Raw genomic sequence first — 16,599 nt, forward strand, 5'->3', positions numbered from 1 at the left:
CGTCAATTCGACAGGAGGAGAATGAGTGTTGTGGTGGGGTACCACACCATCGCCCGGCCGCGGACGGCGACACCGACCGCGCTACGCCTCGTGCTCGGCGATCAGGTCCCGCAGTGTCGCCTCGTCCTGGACGCCGACGAGCCGCTCGACGACCTCGCCGTCGACGTAGAGGAAAAGCGCCGGGATCCCGCGGACGCCGTGTCGCTGTGCGACGTCCTGGTGTTCGTCCACGTCGACCTTCGCGACGACGGCGGCGGTCTCTGCGGCGATTGCCTCGACGGTCGGCGCGAGCATCTTGCAGGGGCCACACCAGTCGGCGTAACAGTCCACGAGCACGAGGCGGTTGTCGCTCACGAGTTCCTCGAAGTGGGCCGTGCTCTCGACGTGGACCGGTTCGTCCGGGCTCGTCGCCCGATCGCGGAGCCGCTCTCGCTTTGCCTCTCGGATCGCCTCCCGCTCTGTATCGTCGGCAGCGTCGCTCATACGCCATCGTACGTGCCGACTCCGTTTAACCGCTCCGAGCGTGTGCCGGCCACGCACAGCCTCAGGCGAGTTCCGTCGCGCGCCGCCGGAGCCCGACGTTCATCTGCTCGAACCCGCGACGGAGCCGGCGGTCCAGCCGGCCGACGACCCGGCCGGCCAGCGGGCCGTCGACGGTCTCGGTCTGGACGAACCGGGTCCCCCCGTCGTCGGTCGGTTCGAGGCGAAAGACGTGTTCGGCGTCGAACCCCAGCAGAGACGACTCCCAGCGCAGTTCCCGTTCCGGCTCGACGGCCGTGATCGTCGGCGAGAACGAGACCGTCGGCAGACCGGGGACCGACAGCCGTGCGGCGACCGTCTCGCCGGCCTCGAGGTCCCCGCTGACCGTCAGCAGGGTGTTCCACCGAGGGTAGGCGTCGGTGTCCGTCAGGACCTCCCAGACGACCGCTGGCGGCGCGGGCACCTCGACGCTCGCCGATATCTCCGGCATCGGCCGGGCGTTGGGAGTCGCCCGGCAAAAATCCTCGTCTGCGGCGGGCGCTCGTGCCGGACTTATGCGGCTACGGCACGTACGGTCCCGTATGGCCCGCTTCGGGAGCGTCCTGATCTACGACGGCGAGTGTCCGTACTGCTCCGTGGCCGCCCGCGCGCTGCGGGAACTCGACGAGGTGGGGGCGATCTCGTGGTACGACGACCGCGCGCAGTCGTTCCTCGACGCCCAGTTCGGCGACACGCCGTTCGCGATGGTCCTCGTCGACGCCGACGAGGGGCGCGTCCACGCCGGCCGCGCCGCGGCCGAGGAACTGGCCGGTCGCGCGGGGATGCCCGGCATCGTCGGGTCGCTCGTCCGGGACAACTACGAGCGCATCGCGACGGCCGTCGGGCTGGCCAGCGGGCGGGGCCGGGACCCCGACGACTACCACGAGACGTATCCGCTCTCCGAGGGCGGACGCGACGCCTTCGACGCGCTCGCCGGGGCCGCCGAACGCCGGGACGGCTCGTCGGGGACCATCGCCTGAGACGCCCGCTCCCGGTCCGACTGCCGACGCCCGGGCGACGACGCTCCGTTCGGTTAGCTCACGCTGCAGCGGTCCGTCTGACGCCTGCCCGACGGCACTGAAAGTTTAAGACCCGCCCGACCCAGCAGTTCGGTATGGACAAGGAGCGCGTCCCACAGGAGATCACGACGCTGGTCGGCCGCGAGGTGTACTCCAACAACGGGGTCTTCGTCGGCGAGGTGGAGGACCTCCGGCTGAACCTCGACCGCGAGTCGGTGACCGGGCTGGCGCTACACCAGCTCAACAACGAACTGTTCAGCGCGGAGACACGGAGCTCCCGGGGCGTCATCCTCCCGTACCGGTGGGTCCAGGCCGTCGGCGACGTCGTCATCGTCAACGACATCGTCGAGCGGCTCGGGCAACCGGAGTCCGACGACGACGAGGAAGAGGTCCCCGCCTAGTTCCCGTTCGGGCTCTCGCCGCCCGAACTGTCGACGCCCATCGCCTCGAACAGTTTCCGCTTGACGGCTTCTTCGGTCAGTTCCAGCAGCGTGTCCCGGTTGTCGTCGCTGGTGTCCAGCCCGGTGAAGATCCCCAGCGGGATCTCCACGCTGGCGTCGGTGGAGTGGCCCGCCGTCTCGCCCATATCGCCGAAGGCGTCCGAGAGCACCTTCCCGATGTTCATCCGGATGTCCTTCGAGCGGGCCGCGAGATAGATGGTGTCGTCGGCGATGGCGAACACGGCCGTCGTCGTGATCCCCTCCAGGTTCAGGAGGTGCTGTGCGGCCTGTGAGAGCGCGTCACGGTCGCGGATGAAGCCGGCGTTCGAGACGAGGTGGCTCCCCTGGACCTCGCGGTTGCGGATGGCCTCGGCGAGCACGTCCAGCGTCTCCGGGCTCATCGACGGCGACTCGACCTGTTCCAGCGTGTCGTGGTCGGCGAAGGGATAGAGGTAGGCCGCGGCCGTCAGGTCCGCCGGCGTGGTGTCGCGCTTGAAGTCCAGCGTCTCCGCCCGGATGCCGTACAGCAGCGCGGTGGCGACGGTCTGGTCCAGCGAGAGGTCAAGCTCCTGGATGTACTTCGTCAGGATGGTCGAGGTGGCCGAGACGTTCGGCCGGATGTCCGAGAACGCCACGTCGTGGTCGTGATCGTGCTCGTAGTGGTCGACGATGATGTCGATGTCGTCGATGTCGGGTTCGCCGCCCTTGGCCACGTCGACCAGGGCGAAGGTGTCGTAGTCGGCGAGGTCGACGGCCTCGCGAGCGGACAGTTCGATCCCGAGCAGATTGACGAACGCGCGGTTCTCCTGGTGCCCGATCTCCCCCTCGTAGATGATGTCGGCCGCCACGTCGCGACTCTCGGCGATGGCTCGGAGCGCCGCGGCCGACGCGATCGAGTCGGGGTCCGGCGAGCGGTGGATGAGAATCGCCATCCGCTCGCCCGTCCCGTCGATGACGTCAGCCAGCTGCGTGGCGCGGTACTCCAGTTCGCCGGTCTCCAGCGCCCGGAGCGCCGAGTCCGCGATGACCGACGAGGGGTTGATGACGACGTCGGCACCCAGGTCCGTCAGTTCGTCGGCGGAGACCGGGTCGTCGGCCCGGGCGACGATGAACTGCTCGCCGTCACCCGCCCGGATGGCACGGACCGCCTCGGCGTTGGCGTTGACGTCGGAGGACATGATGAGGATCACGTCGCGGTCCGCGACGGTGTCGACGATGTCGTCCTCGGCGATGTCGGCCTGCTTGGCGTTCAGGTCCTGATCCCGCAGCGCTTCCACTCGCCCCTCGTCGGCGTCGAGGATGAGCACGTCCTTCCCCTCGTTGACGAGCTCCTCCGCCACGGCGTGGCCTACGCTCCCACACCCCAGGATCGCGTACGTGGACATCGAGGCCATCGTGATGCCGCTGGCTGCACTCATTAGGCTCTCGTGGGGTCGGGACCCACTTATATCACAGTGTCTCCCGGTCAGTCCGGCGGTGGGGGTCGGTCGGCGGCCGTCACCGCCGTTGGGACCACATCGCCCACGTCGGGCGGTTCGAAAGGAAACGTATTTACAAACCCCTGCGTAACACTGGGACGCAGGGCCGATAGCTCAGTCTGGCAGAGCGACGGCCTCTTAAGCCGTCGGTCGAGGGTTCAAATCCCTTTCGGCCCGCTTCTGCGACGAACGGACGTGAGGAGCGAGGCGTTTATAAAGGGATTCGAATCAGGGAGGAGCTTTGCTCCGACCGTGGTTCAAATCCCTTTCGGCCCGCTTCTGCGACCCGACCGCCGGCCAGCCACGGGACGATCCAGTGACGCAGGCGGCAACCGATCCGACGAGCAGAGCGACTAGCCGAGCCGTTTCTCCATCGCGACGTGGGGGATGCCCGCCTCCTCGAACTCCTCGCCGTGTGCCTCGTAGCCGAGTTGTTCGTAGAACCCGCGCACGTGGGTCTGGGCGTGCAGCTGTGCCTCGACCGCACCGGCGTCGGCCGCGACCCGCTCGGCGACGCGCATCACTCCCTGTCCGAGGCCCTCGCCGCGGTAGTCGTCGAGGACCGCCACGCGCTCGACCTTGACCGTCGCGTCGTCGACGAACCGGAGCCGGGTCGTCGCGACGGGGCTCCCGTCGACAGCTCCGAGCACGTGGGTCGCGTCAGTGTCCTTGCCGTCCATCTCCTCGGCCTCGCTGACGCCCTGCTCCTCGATGAAGACGGCGCGACGGACCGTCTTCGCGCGGTCGACGAGGGCGGGGTCGTCACCGACGAACCACTCCGGGGACGTCATATCGGCACCTCGCGTCCCCGGGGGGAGTAGCTTGCGTTCTCGAACGTGACACCGATCGTAAACGACTCCAGGGGAGAGGTCCAACGACGCACGTATGGCTCCCGAGTACGCCTCCGACCACGAGCACGATCTGTCGGCCGAGTACCTCTACCCCGCCGACGCCGACGTTCTGGACATCGAGACGGAGATGGGTCGCATCTACGTCGAGGTGGCGGTCGACTGCCCGGAGTGTAGCGAGACGCTCGCGCTCCGTTCGCCCGTCGAGTCCGTCACCGAAGTCGACGTCGACCTCCCCCTCGACGACGACTACTACGACTGACCGACCGGGCCGCGTGGGAAACGCATTTTTGTGAGCCGGCTGTACGGCCGGCCGCTATGTCCGACTTCGAGACCATCGAGTGTACGAACTGCGGTGACAGCTTCGTCGTGCACCCGAGCGCCAACGCAGCCGAAAACGGGTTCTGCAGCCCCGCCTGCCAGACCGCCGACAGTTAGCTGTCTGGGCTGTAGTTGGGCGCTTCGTCGGTGATCATCACGTCGTGCGGGTGGCTCTCCTGCTGGCCGGCCGCGGAGACCCGCACGAACTCCGAGCGGTCCTTGAACTCCGGGATGGTCTCCGCGCCGACGTACCCCATCCCGGACTGCATCCCGCCGACGAGCTGGTGCAGTTCCGACTCCAGCGAGCCCTTGTACGGCGTGGCGGCCTCGACGCCCTCGGGGACGTACTCCTCGTTCTCTTCCTCCTCCTTGAGGTAGCGCTCGCCGCCGCCCTCGTTCATCGCGCCGACGCTGCCCATCCCGCGGTACTGTTTGTACTTCTTGCCGTTCATCGTGATGACCCGGCCCGGTGCCTCGTCGGTGCCGGCGAAGTACGAGCCCAGCATCACGGCGTCGGCACCCGCGGCGATGGCCTTGATGGCGTCGCCGGAGTAGCGGATGCCGCCGTCGGCGATGACGGGCACGTCGTGCCGGCTCGCCACGTCGGCGACCTGCGCCACGGCGGTGATCTGGGGCATCCCGGCCCCGGTGACGACCCGCGTGGTGCAGATCGAGCCCGGCCCGATACCGACCTTCACGCCGTCGGCGAAGTCGACGACGGCCTCCGCGGCCTCTCGGGTACCGATGTTGCCGACGACGACGTCCGCGTCGACCTCGCCCTTGATCTCGCGGGCGCTCTCGATGACGTTCGCGTTGTGCGCGTGGGCGCAGTCGATGAACAACACGTCCGCGCCGGCGTCGTCGGCCGTCCGGGCGCGGTCGAGTTCGAACGGCCCGACCGCAGCGCCGACCCGGAGCCCGCCGTCCGCGTCTCTGGCGGCGTCGTCGTACTCGCGGCGCTGGAGGACGCCCTTCATCGTCACGAGACCGACGAGGCGGTTCTCGCCGTCGACGATGGGGACCCGCTCGATCTTGTGGTCGTACATCAGCTCCAGCGCCTCGCGGGGCGTCACGTCCTCCGGGGCCGTGATGACCTCGTCGGTCATCGCCTCGGTGACGGCGTCGGAATCGCCGACCTCGAGGTAGGGGCGGATGTCCGTCCCGGAGATGACCCCCAGCACTTCGCCGGTGTCGTCGTCGACGACCGGCGCGCCGGAGACGCCCTCCCGCTCCATCATCTCGTCGACCTCCCGGACCGTCTGGCCGGGGCTGGCGGTCACGACGTCCCGGATGATGAGCTCGTCGGCACGCTTGACCCGCTCGATCTCGGCGGCCATCTCGTCGTCGTCCATATTACGGTGGAGGACGCCCAGACCGCCCTCGCGAGCCATCGCGATGGCCATATCGCTCTCGGTGACGGTGTCCATCGCGGCCGTCAGGACCGGCACGTTCAGCTCGACGGAGCGGGAGACGCGCGTACTCACGTCGGCCTCGTCGGGCTCGACGCGGGACTCCTTGGGTCGGAGCAGTACGTCGTCGAAGGTCAACGCCTCTGGAACCCGGAGTTTCTCGGAGAACCGCTCGGAATCCTTCGCCATGTAAGCCGTCCACGACGCCCCGGCAAAAGCGTTGCGAGACTCGCCGGTCCGCGGTGGTCCGTCACACGGAGTGTTCGTCACAGTCACTCACAACTGGACGCGTGTCCCGTGGTGTGGCGTCGTTTCACACGTTTCGTGAGGTGTGCGGCCGTTACTCACACAACGTTTATACTCCGGTGAAAGATAGTTACAGATATGCGCCTGACCGAACCCAGGGTTGTCGACGCGGACCGACGAGCGACGTCCTCGACGGAGTCGACGCTGACATTCTGGAAGGGGTTCGGTAAGCACGCGTGGTGGTCGCAGTGCGTCCGCGCCGGCGCGGAAACCACCCGTCGGGTACCGGGGTATCCCCGTCCGTAGCCCGTATGAGTAGCTCCAGACACCCGGTCGCACTCGACTTCGAGCGGCAGTTCGGTCGCGGTGGCCGCCTGCTCGCGACCGTGATGGGCCTCCCGCTGGTCGACGGCATCTTCCCGGTGCTCGTCCTGGCCGGCGCGCTGTCGACCTGGACCGGGATGCTCGAGGTCGGCCTGCTGGTCTTCGGCGGGTCGGCGATGGTCGCGGTCGTCCTCGCGGAGCTCGACGGCGGCCCCCGCGAGCAGGCCACGACGGTCCTGCTCATCGGCGCGATACTGATCCCCGTCGCCGTCCTGGAGGCGGCGCTGGCCCCGACCATCGAGGCGCTGGTCCGGCCGGACGTCCTCAAACGGTTCGCGGGCATCGTCATCGTCACCATCGCCGCCCAGACTGCCAGTGCCCGCATCGGGGAGATCCTCCCCAGGCCGGCGATCGTCGTCGCGCTGGGCCTGCTGGCGAGCCTCGACCCGGCGGGCGCGACGCTGGTGTTCGAAGCCAACGTCGCGACGCTGCTCCGCGCGGCGGCCACGGCCGGCATCGGCGTCGCGTTCGCGCTCGCGGTGGCGCTGGCCAGTCCGTGGCTCCGCAACGCCGTCGACATCGACCGGTTCCGGTTCGGCAGCGCCGTCGCGCTGGGGATCCTCGCGTTCTCCGTCCTCGGCCTGATGCCGACCGACGCCCCCGTCGCGCTGGTGGCCCTGATCGTGACGGCGCTGCTGTCGTTCGACCCCGACGAGGCCCGCGAGCGCCACACGGAGTACCACCCCGACGCCGTCGACCTCACCGCCGCCTTCGCCGACGGCGGGGCCTCACAGGGCGTCGCCGCCGACGAGGAGACCGACGACGGGGCAGCCGTGGAGTACGACCCCGATCAGGAACGGGCCCCGTGGCTCTGATGGGGAAGGTTTAGGCCGCTGACGCTCCGGTCTCCGGTATGGCCGAGAACCGCGTCGTACAGGGTCGGATGCAGACCCCCGAGAGCCTCGCCGAACTCATCGAGGGCGAGAGCGTGATGGACGCCGAACAGATCGAGGACGCCGACCGGGAGTGTCCGGAGTGTGGCGGCAACGTCGTCACGGTCGGGTACATGCCCTCCGCGCTGGAGTTCGTCACCGGCTACAAGTGTCAGGACTGCGACTGGGCGGAGACCGACCGGGACTGACAGTGATCGTCGTGACGAGTCACGGCTCCGAGCGCCAGTCGTCGGACGGTCGGTGCGGGACAGACGTCCGACGATCACTCCGACCCGTCCGGGTATCGAAATCCATTTAATGGGAATCGGCGTACGACGGAGTGCGGGGTCGTGGCCTAGTCCGGGAAGGCGGCTGACTCCAGAGGCCACGCGCCTGGGACGAGACTTCGAGGGCTGATATACTGAGCGGGCGGCTGATCACCGCCGGCGACGATGACCCTCTGGAGTTCCGAGGCGCAGGACGGAGATATCAGCCGATCGGGGGTTCAAATCCCTCCGACCCCATTCACTACAAAAGTAAAGCGGTGTTTTTCTCCGCTTTCGTTTCGGGGCCCAGAACTGGCTGTCGCGGTCGCGGGAGGTGGCCGCTGTGAGCCTCAACCGGTCCTCCACAGAGGAACTTCCCCTCATCTGTGAGTTCTGTGGGAGCCAATCAGGGAGGCCGACCGGCGCTGTCCAGCGACTGACGACGGTCGGAGGTGTCGCGCGTGACGATCACGCTGGCGACGCCGTGCAACTCCACCGTGGCAGACTACCCCGACCGACTCTGATCGCGCCCAGCGATGGGACCTCTGCGGGCAGTGTCTCCCCGACGGCCGCGAGAGTGTCGTCGAGTTCGCGGTCGCGACGAACCCCGAGATGCGGTGCGACGGCGGCCGGTCAAAGGGTGGTGCCGGCTTTGCAATCCCGGAGACCCAGTCGACGCTCCGGCGACCGACTGCAATCAGTCCTACGAGAGCCAGTACACCAACCGAAATTTCGGGGGCGTAGTTGAATCCGAATGCGAGCAGTAGCAGAAAGTTCGCTCCCAAGAGGAGGAGAGCAACGTCGAGACGCTGCTGGAGGGCATCCTCGTCCACAAGCGCTCAAACTAAGGCGGCTATCATACGTTTGCTGGTCGGATTCCCTCAGCACCGCAGACAGGCCACCGGCGCTAATCCGGAGGGGTCGCAGTGACGGATACCTTCGAGTGCGACGAGTGTGGCGACGAGATGCCCACCGCGAAGCGCTGGCGGGACCTCCTGCCGAATCAGCCCGAGGACGCCGACGAGGTCGCGGTCGACGATCTCTGCCCGCGCTGTTCGACCCGGAAGGACGGCTCGCGGCTGTTCCGTGCCGGCGACGATCTGCCCGGAGGTGAGTCGGATGCGTAGCTACGTCGCCCGCGAGCACCTGCTGGGGCGACCGTCCGGGCCTACGGCGACGGTGGGCCCACGTCCGGCCCTAGAATCCGACCGAGAAGATCAGCCGTCTCAGGAGGGTTGGGGCGTGAGCCGCACGCTCGCTCAGCCGAAGGCGATCGGGACCGACGTGGAGACGCTGGTCGTCGACGCCGTCGCGACCGGGCCGTTGGACCCGTCGACGCTGACTGCCAGCGTGCCCGTCCGGTGGGCGACCCCGCTGGTCGAGGCCGGCGACGAGCTGGAGGTCAACGCCTGCGTCCGCGAGCGGTCGAAAGGGTCCCGAGACGCCCACGGCTCCTGGTGTTTCAAATGCCGCGACGGCTGCCAGCACGGGTCTGGTCGACAACGCCGCGACGTACCTGCTGGCCGTCTACGACGAGAGCGCGGCGAAGGAACTCGTCGGGCTGGTCGTCGTCCCGGCGAGTATCGTCGACGAGCATCTGCGTGGCTCGTGGTACGAGGTAGACCGTCGCGAGGGCGAGTGTGCCCAACTGCGGTGGTCTCGGGTGCTGGACCCGGCCGTCGTCGGGGGTAGGCGATCGATACTCGCCCCCGAGCGACTTGTTCCAGAAGTCGGAGGCGCGGTCGAGAGAGGCTGTTGCCTCAATCCGTCTTCACAGACTCGCCGCAGGCGGGGCAGACAGGCGGAGAGTTTGCGTTGTTCAGATCGGACTGTTCACCCGTCCATCCACAGATTGCACACTGGACTGGATTGGAGTCGGACACAGAACACCAGCACCGTCAGTCGCCGGATGGAAAAACGTGGTGCAGCGGGCCGGAAGGACGATATCGGCGAACGCCACGAACGGGCTGACGACCAGCCCGATAAAGGACGCCGAGAGAATCGTCCCGGCGCTGCCACCGCCCTGGAGGTAGCTGGTGATGCCGGTCAGCGTGTCCGTCCCGCTGCCGCTTCCGAGGTCCAGATCAGCGGATGAGGACATCCGCTATCATCCCGTTATCTTCCGTTTGACCGGGTCGAACGCTCCCAGCAGGAACAGCACACCGATCAGGGCGTTCATCGGCGTCAGGATGTTCCCGCCGCCGCCGAAGATCGCCCCGCCACCGTCAGCAGACTGCTCGACGACGACGGCGAGCCCCAGGACGCGCACCTCACGGTCGACCGGCTCGGCGAGCGGGTGTGGGCCGTGCGGGTGTGCGACGGCGATGTACCCGAGCTGCACGAGTGCGAGGTGATCCAGCGTATCGCCGCCGAGCGGACGCTCGACGAGAACGTGTTCGGACGGCGGCAGGGTGAGTACGCTTTCTACGAACAGACAACGAAATCAGTCACTTATTTTGGCATACTGGCGTCTGGCCTTACGATTCGAATCGCGAACTGAATTGACAAAGAGATACACTGCTATCCAGAATCCGAGTGCATAGGCTATATGAGATAAGACGAACGTCGTCAGTTCCAGCTCTAACTGTAAATTGAATATTTCCGCTCCAGTGATGAGGAAAATCCCTCCGAACATTATTTGCGGAGGGAATCCACTCTGCATAAACCAAAAGCGTGTGGATAGTCCCACAACACTAATGATAACGGTAGCGACGGTCCAGTATAGTCGCACAGTATCCTGTATACCGAGGTCCAAGCCACCCCAGATTGTGAGATAAATGACCCCCCACAGTGACACAAGTAACAGGAACAGTATCAGGAGCTGACCAGCGATCTTCCGCTTGAATCCACCGCCTGAAGGGAGCGAGCCGTTCGTAACGAAATTATAGACTTTCCGGTAGAAATTGACCGCGACCGCTCCCTGCATAAACGAACCCAAGAGGATGATTCCCACGACGACAGTGTTGAATGAGGCTGTCCCTCGTGCGCCCCAGATCGTAAGTCCAGTTCCAATACCGAGTACAAGCGCACCGAAAACACCTTTCGGAGCCTCTACGGCGAACTCACTATCGGGGTCGACGAACGGCAGACCCCAGGTAACAAGGACAGATCCGACAGTTACGAGAACTATCGCCAGCCACGGGGGGAAGTAATCAAAGAACCAGGAGACGACCATCACGCGACCTCCTGAAACCGGTCCTGTAGCGATTGAACGAGGATGTAGGCGACCGGCAACATCAACACTATTGGTAGTGCAACAGTGCTATCTGCGAGTGAATATCCGAGGATGATCTCACGGGTCATGTCCATATTGTTTATTTGCCAGACCAATACCGGTGGGTAGATGACAGTCATCACCAACCAGAGTCCGACAAAATTGTCCAGATCGTCGGCAGCTATCAGATACGCACCTGTTGCCGCGAGATAGGTTCCCAACAGCACGAGTGGTGGATAGATCTCGAAAACTGATTCTAGCGTACCGAGATCTCCAACGACGATCACGGCACCGTCCAGTAGCTCACCTATTAGCATACTTTTCATTCGTGGACATACCAGTCAATAAACTTTGATTACTGGATTAGACATCACCACCTCAATCGCTCCATCGCATAGCGATACAATCGTGAGGGGATCGTTTCAACGGCCGTCGAGATGAATCACGCTCTCAGTAGGTGTGCATATCTATCAGCCACGACTGGGCGATGTGGATCAGTGTCAGTTCTGTCGATGCACGTGACAAGCCGACCCAGTGCCCAATCCTATCCTCCGAGCCCTATACCTGCCATTTATTGTGCGTTATTTGGTATCAATACACATGTACGACACGATTCTGCTCCCAACGGATGGAAGCGATGGGATGGATACCGTGACCGAGCACGGATTGACACTGGCGGATCGGTTCGATGCTGAGATCCACGTTCTCCACGTCGTCGATGACCGAGCCTACGCATCTGTGCCTGATGACGCCCGAGATCGCATCCGTGAGACGCTCGAAGCGGACGCAGAGGACGCAACGAAAGCGGTCGCGGAACGCAGCCTCGAAGCCGAGATCCCTGTCGTCCGAGAGATTCGCTGGGGTAATCCACCCGCGAGTATCATCGCTTACACACGGGAAAACGAGGTGGATCTCATCGTTATGGGAACGCACGGTCGGTCAGGCTATGAACGCTACCTTCTCGGGAGTGTTGCAGAAAAAGTCGTTCGTGCGGCCTCTGTCCCAGTCCTTACCGTCAATATCTTCGATCAACCAGCCGAGACTGGCGAGGAGTCCGGAGTAGCCGCCCCTGAAACCGACCTCCGATAAGTGGGATATGCGCGCTCTGTACTGACCGGCTCACGGCTTGTGGAACAAGTCGTTAGTGAAGAACAGTTCGTTCCAGCGTGATCTGGGTGAATGCATCACTCGGTACAGAAAGCTATGTGGTACGTTATGCGCCATCCGACTTCGTGAATTTTACAAATCGTCCTCAGTTCGCACCCGCTGAGAGGGAGGCTGCTATGACTGACAGCTCCAGCTTCAGCGTTGATGGCCCAGACACGCTTCGCGGTGCTTTGATACTCCTTATCTTGGGTCTCGGGATAACCGGGTACGGTGCGTACGACTATGTTCAGCAGTCGGATGCAATACGGAATGCCGTTGAAGTTGATGCCACCATCACCGAGGTCGATGTTGTAACTGAAAGCTCCGTGAGCGGGCAATCGGGAGGGAAGAGTAGTTATGAACCCCGGGTCGAGTTCACCTACGAATATCAAGACACGACATACACCGGAACAAACGTCTTCCCCGCCCATATCGCTCCCGAATACGACCAGCGGTCGAACGCCGAATCGATCATCGACGAGTACGAAGAAGGGGAATCCGTCACCGCGTATGTCGACTCGACAGACCCGAATCACGCGTTCTTGAAGAACAAAACGTCGAAGACGCCACTGATAATGGCCGGAATCGGTGCTGTGGCTTCACTATTCGGAGCGGTATCGTCCCTGAAGAAGTACCAGAATAACTGAATTCGCTACGACCTCATTCGAGCCCTCGACTTCTGAATATGCGTGCATACCAACGGGCGTATACTCGATCCTGTAAATATATCAATACAAATAAACACTCATACGGGATTGGTGGGACACACTCAGACGTCGCAAATAGACAAGAGAGCGTATGAATAAGAGAATTCCTTCGATCGAGCCGGATTGTGCCAAACACTTATTATATTCTTTGAAAATTGTACAGCTACCTAATTAGCTATGACACCACCGGGCGAATCGATCCGCGTTCTGCACGTCGATGATGAACCCGATTTTGCAGAGATGTCTGCGACGTTTATGGAACGTGAGAATGATCGAATCGATGTCGACACCACGACGAGCCCAGAGAAGGGGCTTGACTACATTCGCAGCGATGACATCGATTGTGTGGTGTCAGACTACGATATGCCGGGTCTGAACGGCATCGAGTTTCTCAAGCAGGTTCGCACACACCATCCCGACCTTCCATTTATTCTATTCACTGGCAAGGGAAGTGAACAAGTCGCCAGCGAGGCGATCTCAGCTGGTGTCACTGACTACCTTCAGAAAGGAGCAGGGACCGAACAGTACCAACTCCTCACCAATCGCGTTCTGAACGCCGTCGAACAGTACCGCTCGAAACAGCGCGCTGCTGCACTTGACCGTATCCAAACCCTGGCCAGGAACATCACTCAGGCGCTCGTACGTGCTGAATCGCGCGCCGAGGCCGAATCCCGCGTCTGTGAGATTATCAGCGACGCTGAGCCCTATCTGTTCGCTTGGATTGGCGATGTCGATCAGGAGACGAATCGTATCGAGCCCCGGGCTTGGGCCGGCATCGATGACAGCTATTTGGACAACATTACCATCACAGTTGATTCGTCACCGACTGGGCAGGGTCCAGGTGGTACAGCGATCCGCGAACGGCGCGTCGCCGTCTCCCAGAACGTCGCCGAAGATTCTGAGTTCGAACCGTGGCGTGAGGACGCACTCGAACGGGGATATCAGGCTGCAGCTGCCGTGCCACTGACGTACGAAAACACGCTTTACGGCGAACTCGTCGTCTACGCCGAGCGTCCGGACGCCTTTGACGAGAACGAACGAAAACTGCTCGCTGAATTAGGTACCGATATCGCCCGTACCTTCCACTCGCTGGAGCTCCGGGATGATCTGCGTGTGGAACGTTGTTTTGTTGACCAAGCACTCGATACGCTTCCGGAAATCTTCTACGTGATCGGGACCGACGGTAGATTCCGGCGGTGGAACGACCGACTCCTAGAAGTCACCGGGTACACGGATCAAGAGATTGCCGATATACAAGTAATCGATCTCTTCCCAGAAGACGAACACGAGCAGATAGCTGAAGCGATCGAAGGGGCTCTGTCAACGGGACGTAACACTGTTAAGACGCGTTTGCTCACGGCATCTGGTGACCAGATCCCGTACGCAATAACTGGTGCACGTCTCACCGATCCCGAGAACGATCCGGTCGGTATCGTCGGTATTGGCCGAGAAATCGCCGAGAGTTAGGGACGGGTCAGCCAGATCGATACCTACCCTGTACGGGCCGATTCGCGACTTGATGTAGAAGTCGAAATAGTTCCTGTTGACGATCTAAAGCGCGGGATTACGGCTAAGTGGATAAGATTAGAGGTCGAAGCTGAAACGGGTCAGTTGTAGACAGAGGGCTGATAGACGATCCCAGCAATTTCGAATCTGGCACCACCGTCGTCACTTTCGGTGACTGTGATATCCCAACCGTGACCGATAATGATCTCCCTCACGATATTCAAGCCGAACCCGGTCTTCTCGGGATCGGTCGTGTAGCCGGATTCGAAGATTTCGTCCCGCTCGTCTTCGGGAATCCCCGGACCAGTATCTTCGAAATACAATCCTTCGTCGGTCGTCCCAACTCTGACAACCGTCGATTCGTCGCAGTGCTCGACGGCATTTCGAATCAGGTTCTCGAAAACTCGCTTCAGCCGGCTGGCGTCTGCTTCAAACTCTTTCGAACTCTCGATATGCAGTTCTGCGTTTGGTGTCTCGACTGTTTTCCAGGCTGAACTGACGATATCTCGGAGTTCAACCGTCTCAGTATCGGTAATATCGGTCTCACCCACTGGATGGTCCGATACCTGGTCCAGGAGTTCGTCGATCCGATCGACTGCGTTCTCCACTTTTTCCAGCCACCGCTCGTTACCAGTGTCTTGGTAGAGAACCAGCGAATCGGCCGCTACGCTTACGGGATTTTGGAGATCGTGAGACATCATCTGCCGCATATTACGGAGTTGTTCGTTTTGCTGTTTTAGTTCCTGTTCCCGCTCTTTTTGCTCGGTGATGTCACGGGCATTAACGACGAAGCCGTTGATGTATTCGTCGTCAAAGAGGTTCTTCCCACGTGCTTCGACGAGCGTCCACCCGCCCTCAGGGTCTTCGAATCGGAATTCGATGGTGGGTTCCTTATCTGGATATTCGATCGCTGTAAAGAATTCGTCCATCGCTTCCTGCCGATCTTCCGGTGGCATATAGTCGAATGCACATTCCCCAATCAGCTCCTCCTGTTCGTACCCCAACTCGCTCTCACAGGCCGGTGAGATATACTTGAAATGTCCATTCTTGTCGACAATCCCGAGGACATCGGTCGAGTTCTTTACCACCTTGCTGAACTTCGCCTCAGAGCGCTTGAGCGCTTCCGAGGCTCGGTACTGCTCGACGGCGTTACAGATACGATTCGCGAGGAGCGAGTACTGCTCCGGGCCGGTCCGTTTCTCCAGATAGTCTGTGACACCCTTTGATATCGCCTCGCTGGCGATCTCCTCGCTCCCTTTGCCGGTGAACAGGATGAACGGGATGTCCTCATAGTCCTCGCGGACAGCTTCGAGGAATTCGAGCCCATCCAGTGTCGGCATTTCGTAGTCGCATACGATCGCATCGCAATTTACCTCGGCAACGGTATCGATAGCTTCGGTCGGGTCTGACTCTGTATGCGTCTCGAAGCCTTCCTGCTCGCGTTCCAAGAATGTAGCAGTAAGATCTAGGAGGTCGGGATCGTCATCGACGACGAGGACGGTAATCTCCGAGTCGTCGTCAGGGAGAGCGAAGACCGCTGATTCGGCCTCACCGCTGGTCTGGATTGCCATATCAGTCACCTCCGTCATCGTGGTGGGCGAGTATCTTCAGGAAATACGGTGTCATCACGCGAACACCCTGTAACCAGTGCCGTTCGGTGTGCATATCGTGGAGTTCGAAAGCGAGAGCATAGCGCATCGCTTCAGGACCCGGTCCGGATTGACCGGCACGTGGCTTGTGTGGGTAGTCAGGGTCGTTCAGTGCGGCCCGGAGTTCGTATACCTGCGATTGCTGGAACGGTGTCCAGTAATCGCCACCCAGTTTGTGCTGTTTCCAGGCTTCGGTCTTTTTAATAGCGTACTTCTGATCGGCGTCGATGATCGTCGCTCGCTGTCGGAGTTTCTGAATAACGGGTGAGTAATCTGCCTCTCGCAGGCCGTCGTGATCGACAGACCCGTTCCTGAGATGCTGGAACTCGATCCGATCTTTCTCCCAGAGCGCGTCGACGAACGCCTCCGAAGCCAATTTGATAGCGGTAGCATCCACATCTGGAAACTGATGCTTGTCGACTTCGTACAGAGATTCGATGGCTGTCTCTCGGTTTGAGTTGTCGTGTGCTCTGAACACTTTGGCGAGTTCTTCAGCCATCTCTCTAGCCTTCATTCGAAGCTCTGATCCCCTACCATCCGACTGATCCACCCCTACATGAATCATTTTGGCAACT

At 62.2% G+C, this 16,599-nt stretch carries 22 protein-coding genes, 2 tRNA genes and 1 pseudogene; 13 read left to right on the forward strand and 12 right to left on the reverse strand.

The genetic code is table 11. The annotated features are described in order from the left end of the window. Positions 1 to 81 precede the first annotated feature (81 nt). On the reverse strand, positions 82 to 483 hold the full coding sequence (gene trxA / locus P0592_RS16090) for a thioredoxin (protein WP_276271927.1): 402 nt from the start codon (positions 481 to 483) through the stop codon (positions 82 to 84). A gap of 61 nt (positions 484 to 544) precedes the next feature. Further along, positions 545 to 970, reverse strand: a complete 426-nt coding sequence (locus P0592_RS16095; RefSeq protein WP_276271928.1) for an SRPBCC domain-containing protein — start codon at positions 968 to 970, stop codon at positions 545 to 547. 91 nt (positions 971 to 1,061) lie between these two features. Between P0592_RS16095 and P0592_RS16100 the strand changes: the two genes are divergently transcribed. Both P0592_RS16100 and P0592_RS16105 read left to right on the forward strand, forming a co-directional pair. Further along, positions 1,062 to 1,499 carry a DCC1-like thiol-disulfide oxidoreductase family protein gene (locus P0592_RS16100; RefSeq protein WP_276271929.1) on the forward strand — a complete coding sequence of 146 codons (438 nt, stop codon included), beginning with the start codon at positions 1,062 to 1,064 and terminating at the stop codon, positions 1,497 to 1,499. A gap of 134 nt (positions 1,500 to 1,633) precedes the next feature. After that, positions 1,634 to 1,939 (forward strand): PRC-barrel domain-containing protein, encoded by a 306-nt coding sequence (locus P0592_RS16105; RefSeq protein WP_276271930.1) that lies wholly within the window; start codon positions 1,634 to 1,636, stop codon positions 1,937 to 1,939. Here P0592_RS16105 and P0592_RS16110 read toward each other — a convergent pair. Next, the gene (locus P0592_RS16110) at positions 1,936 to 3,396 is read right to left on the reverse strand and encodes a DHH family phosphoesterase (RefSeq protein WP_276271931.1); all 1,461 of its coding nucleotides are present in this window, start codon (positions 3,394 to 3,396) and stop codon (positions 1,936 to 1,938) included. The two genes, P0592_RS16105 and P0592_RS16110, sit on opposite strands and share 4 nt — an antisense overlap. A gap of 163 nt (positions 3,397 to 3,559) precedes the next feature. Here P0592_RS16110 and P0592_RS16115 point away from each other — a divergent pair. After that, positions 3,560 to 3,633, forward strand: a tRNA-Lys gene (locus P0592_RS16115). A 176-nt stretch (positions 3,634 to 3,809) separates the two neighbouring features. Here the strand turns inward: P0592_RS16115 and P0592_RS16120 are convergent. After that, positions 3,810 to 4,247: a GNAT family N-acetyltransferase gene (locus P0592_RS16120; protein ID WP_276271932.1), complete on the reverse strand. Its 438-nt coding sequence runs from the start codon at positions 4,245 to 4,247 to the stop codon at positions 3,810 to 3,812. Between the two features lie 94 nt (positions 4,248 to 4,341). Between P0592_RS16120 and P0592_RS16125 the strand changes: the two genes are divergently transcribed. Continuing rightward, positions 4,342 to 4,566 (forward strand): hypothetical protein, encoded by a 225-nt coding sequence (locus P0592_RS16125; RefSeq protein WP_276271933.1) that lies wholly within the window; start codon positions 4,342 to 4,344, stop codon positions 4,564 to 4,566. A 172-nt stretch (positions 4,567 to 4,738) separates the two neighbouring features. On the opposite strand, the gene guaB is transcribed toward P0592_RS16125, so the two are convergent. Next, entirely contained in the window at positions 4,739 to 6,223 is a 1,485-nt protein-coding gene (guaB, locus tag P0592_RS16130; protein ID WP_276271934.1) for an IMP dehydrogenase, read from the reverse strand. Between the two features lie 195 nt (positions 6,224 to 6,418). Here guaB and P0592_RS16135 point away from each other — a divergent pair, with 195 nt between their 5' ends. The 5 genes from P0592_RS16135 (at position 6,419) to P0592_RS16155 (ending at position 8,929) form a co-directional block, all read left to right on the forward strand. Next, complete coding sequence (locus tag P0592_RS16135) at positions 6,419 to 6,586, forward strand: hypothetical protein (RefSeq protein WP_276271935.1); 168 nt, start codon at positions 6,419 to 6,421, stop codon at positions 6,584 to 6,586. A 5-nt stretch (positions 6,587 to 6,591) separates the two neighbouring features. Further along, on the forward strand, positions 6,592 to 7,479 hold the full coding sequence (locus P0592_RS16140) for a DUF5794 domain-containing protein (protein ID WP_276271936.1): 888 nt from the start codon (positions 6,592 to 6,594) through the stop codon (positions 7,477 to 7,479). Positions 7,480 to 7,517: 38 nt separating this feature from the next. Further along, positions 7,518 to 7,745: a DUF5795 family protein gene (locus P0592_RS16145; protein ID WP_276271937.1), complete on the forward strand. Its 228-nt coding sequence runs from the start codon at positions 7,518 to 7,520 to the stop codon at positions 7,743 to 7,745. 135 nt (positions 7,746 to 7,880) lie between these two features. Beyond that, positions 7,881 to 8,060 (forward strand) — tRNA-Trp (locus tag P0592_RS16150). A gap of 668 nt (positions 8,061 to 8,728) precedes the next feature. Continuing rightward, a complete protein-coding gene (locus tag P0592_RS16155) occupies positions 8,729 to 8,929 on the forward strand; it encodes a hypothetical protein (protein WP_276271938.1) in 201 nt (66 codons plus the stop codon). Between the two features lie 132 nt (positions 8,930 to 9,061). Here the strand turns inward: P0592_RS16155 and P0592_RS16160 are convergent, their stop codons facing one another. Continuing rightward, positions 9,062 to 9,208 (reverse strand): hypothetical protein, encoded by a 147-nt coding sequence (locus tag P0592_RS16160; protein WP_276271939.1) that lies wholly within the window; start codon positions 9,206 to 9,208, stop codon positions 9,062 to 9,064. 113 nt (positions 9,209 to 9,321) lie between these two features. On the opposite strand from P0592_RS16160, the pseudogene P0592_RS20290 reads away from it, so the two are divergent. Next, positions 9,322 to 9,414, forward strand: a pseudogene (locus tag P0592_RS20290) (hypothetical protein); the annotation flags it as partial. Between the two features lie 207 nt (positions 9,415 to 9,621). On the opposite strand, the gene P0592_RS16170 reads toward P0592_RS20290, so the two are convergent. From P0592_RS16170 to P0592_RS16185, 4 genes are all read right to left on the reverse strand, one after another. Then, entirely contained in the window at positions 9,622 to 9,903 is a 282-nt protein-coding gene (locus P0592_RS16170) for a hypothetical protein (protein WP_276271941.1), read from the reverse strand. Positions 9,904 to 9,909: 6 nt separating this feature from the next. After that, complete coding sequence (locus P0592_RS16175) at positions 9,910 to 10,143, reverse strand: hypothetical protein (RefSeq protein ID WP_276271942.1); 234 nt, start codon at positions 10,141 to 10,143, stop codon at positions 9,910 to 9,912. A 102-nt stretch (positions 10,144 to 10,245) separates the two neighbouring features. Beyond that, entirely contained in the window at positions 10,246 to 10,977 is a 732-nt protein-coding gene (locus tag P0592_RS16180; RefSeq protein ID WP_276271943.1) for a hypothetical protein, read from the reverse strand. Further along, positions 10,977 to 11,333, reverse strand: a complete 357-nt coding sequence (locus P0592_RS16185; RefSeq protein ID WP_276271944.1) for a hypothetical protein — start codon at positions 11,331 to 11,333, stop codon at positions 10,977 to 10,979. The genes P0592_RS16180 and P0592_RS16185 overlap by 1 nt, the downstream gene beginning before the upstream one ends. A 283-nt stretch (positions 11,334 to 11,616) precedes the next feature. Here P0592_RS16185 and P0592_RS16190 point away from each other — a divergent pair, with 283 nt between their 5' ends. From P0592_RS16190 to P0592_RS16200, 3 genes are all read left to right on the forward strand, one after another. Further along, complete coding sequence (locus P0592_RS16190) at positions 11,617 to 12,105, forward strand: universal stress protein (RefSeq protein WP_276271945.1); 489 nt, start codon at positions 11,617 to 11,619, stop codon at positions 12,103 to 12,105. A 194-nt stretch (positions 12,106 to 12,299) separates the two neighbouring features. Beyond that, a complete protein-coding gene (locus P0592_RS16195; protein ID WP_276271946.1) occupies positions 12,300 to 12,809 on the forward strand; it encodes a DUF3592 domain-containing protein in 510 nt (169 codons plus the stop codon). 237 nt (positions 12,810 to 13,046) lie between these two features. Beyond that, a complete protein-coding gene (locus tag P0592_RS16200; RefSeq protein WP_276271947.1) occupies positions 13,047 to 14,336 on the forward strand; it encodes a response regulator in 1,290 nt (429 codons plus the stop codon). A gap of 140 nt (positions 14,337 to 14,476) precedes the next feature. On the opposite strand, the gene P0592_RS16205 is transcribed toward P0592_RS16200, so the two are convergent. Next, positions 14,477 to 15,946, reverse strand: a complete 1,470-nt coding sequence (locus P0592_RS16205) for a response regulator (RefSeq protein WP_276271948.1) — start codon at positions 15,944 to 15,946, stop codon at positions 14,477 to 14,479. A 1-nt stretch (position 15,947) separates the two neighbouring features. Further along, on the reverse strand, positions 15,948 to 16,523 hold the full coding sequence (locus P0592_RS16210; protein WP_276271949.1) for a hypothetical protein: 576 nt from the start codon (positions 16,521 to 16,523) through the stop codon (positions 15,948 to 15,950). Positions 16,524 to 16,599 lie beyond the last annotated feature (76 nt).

The organism is Haloarcula litorea, assembly GCF_029338195.1.
In the GTDB taxonomy this organism is placed as follows: domain Archaea; phylum Halobacteriota; class Halobacteria; order Halobacteriales; family Haloarculaceae; genus Haloarcula; species Haloarcula litorea.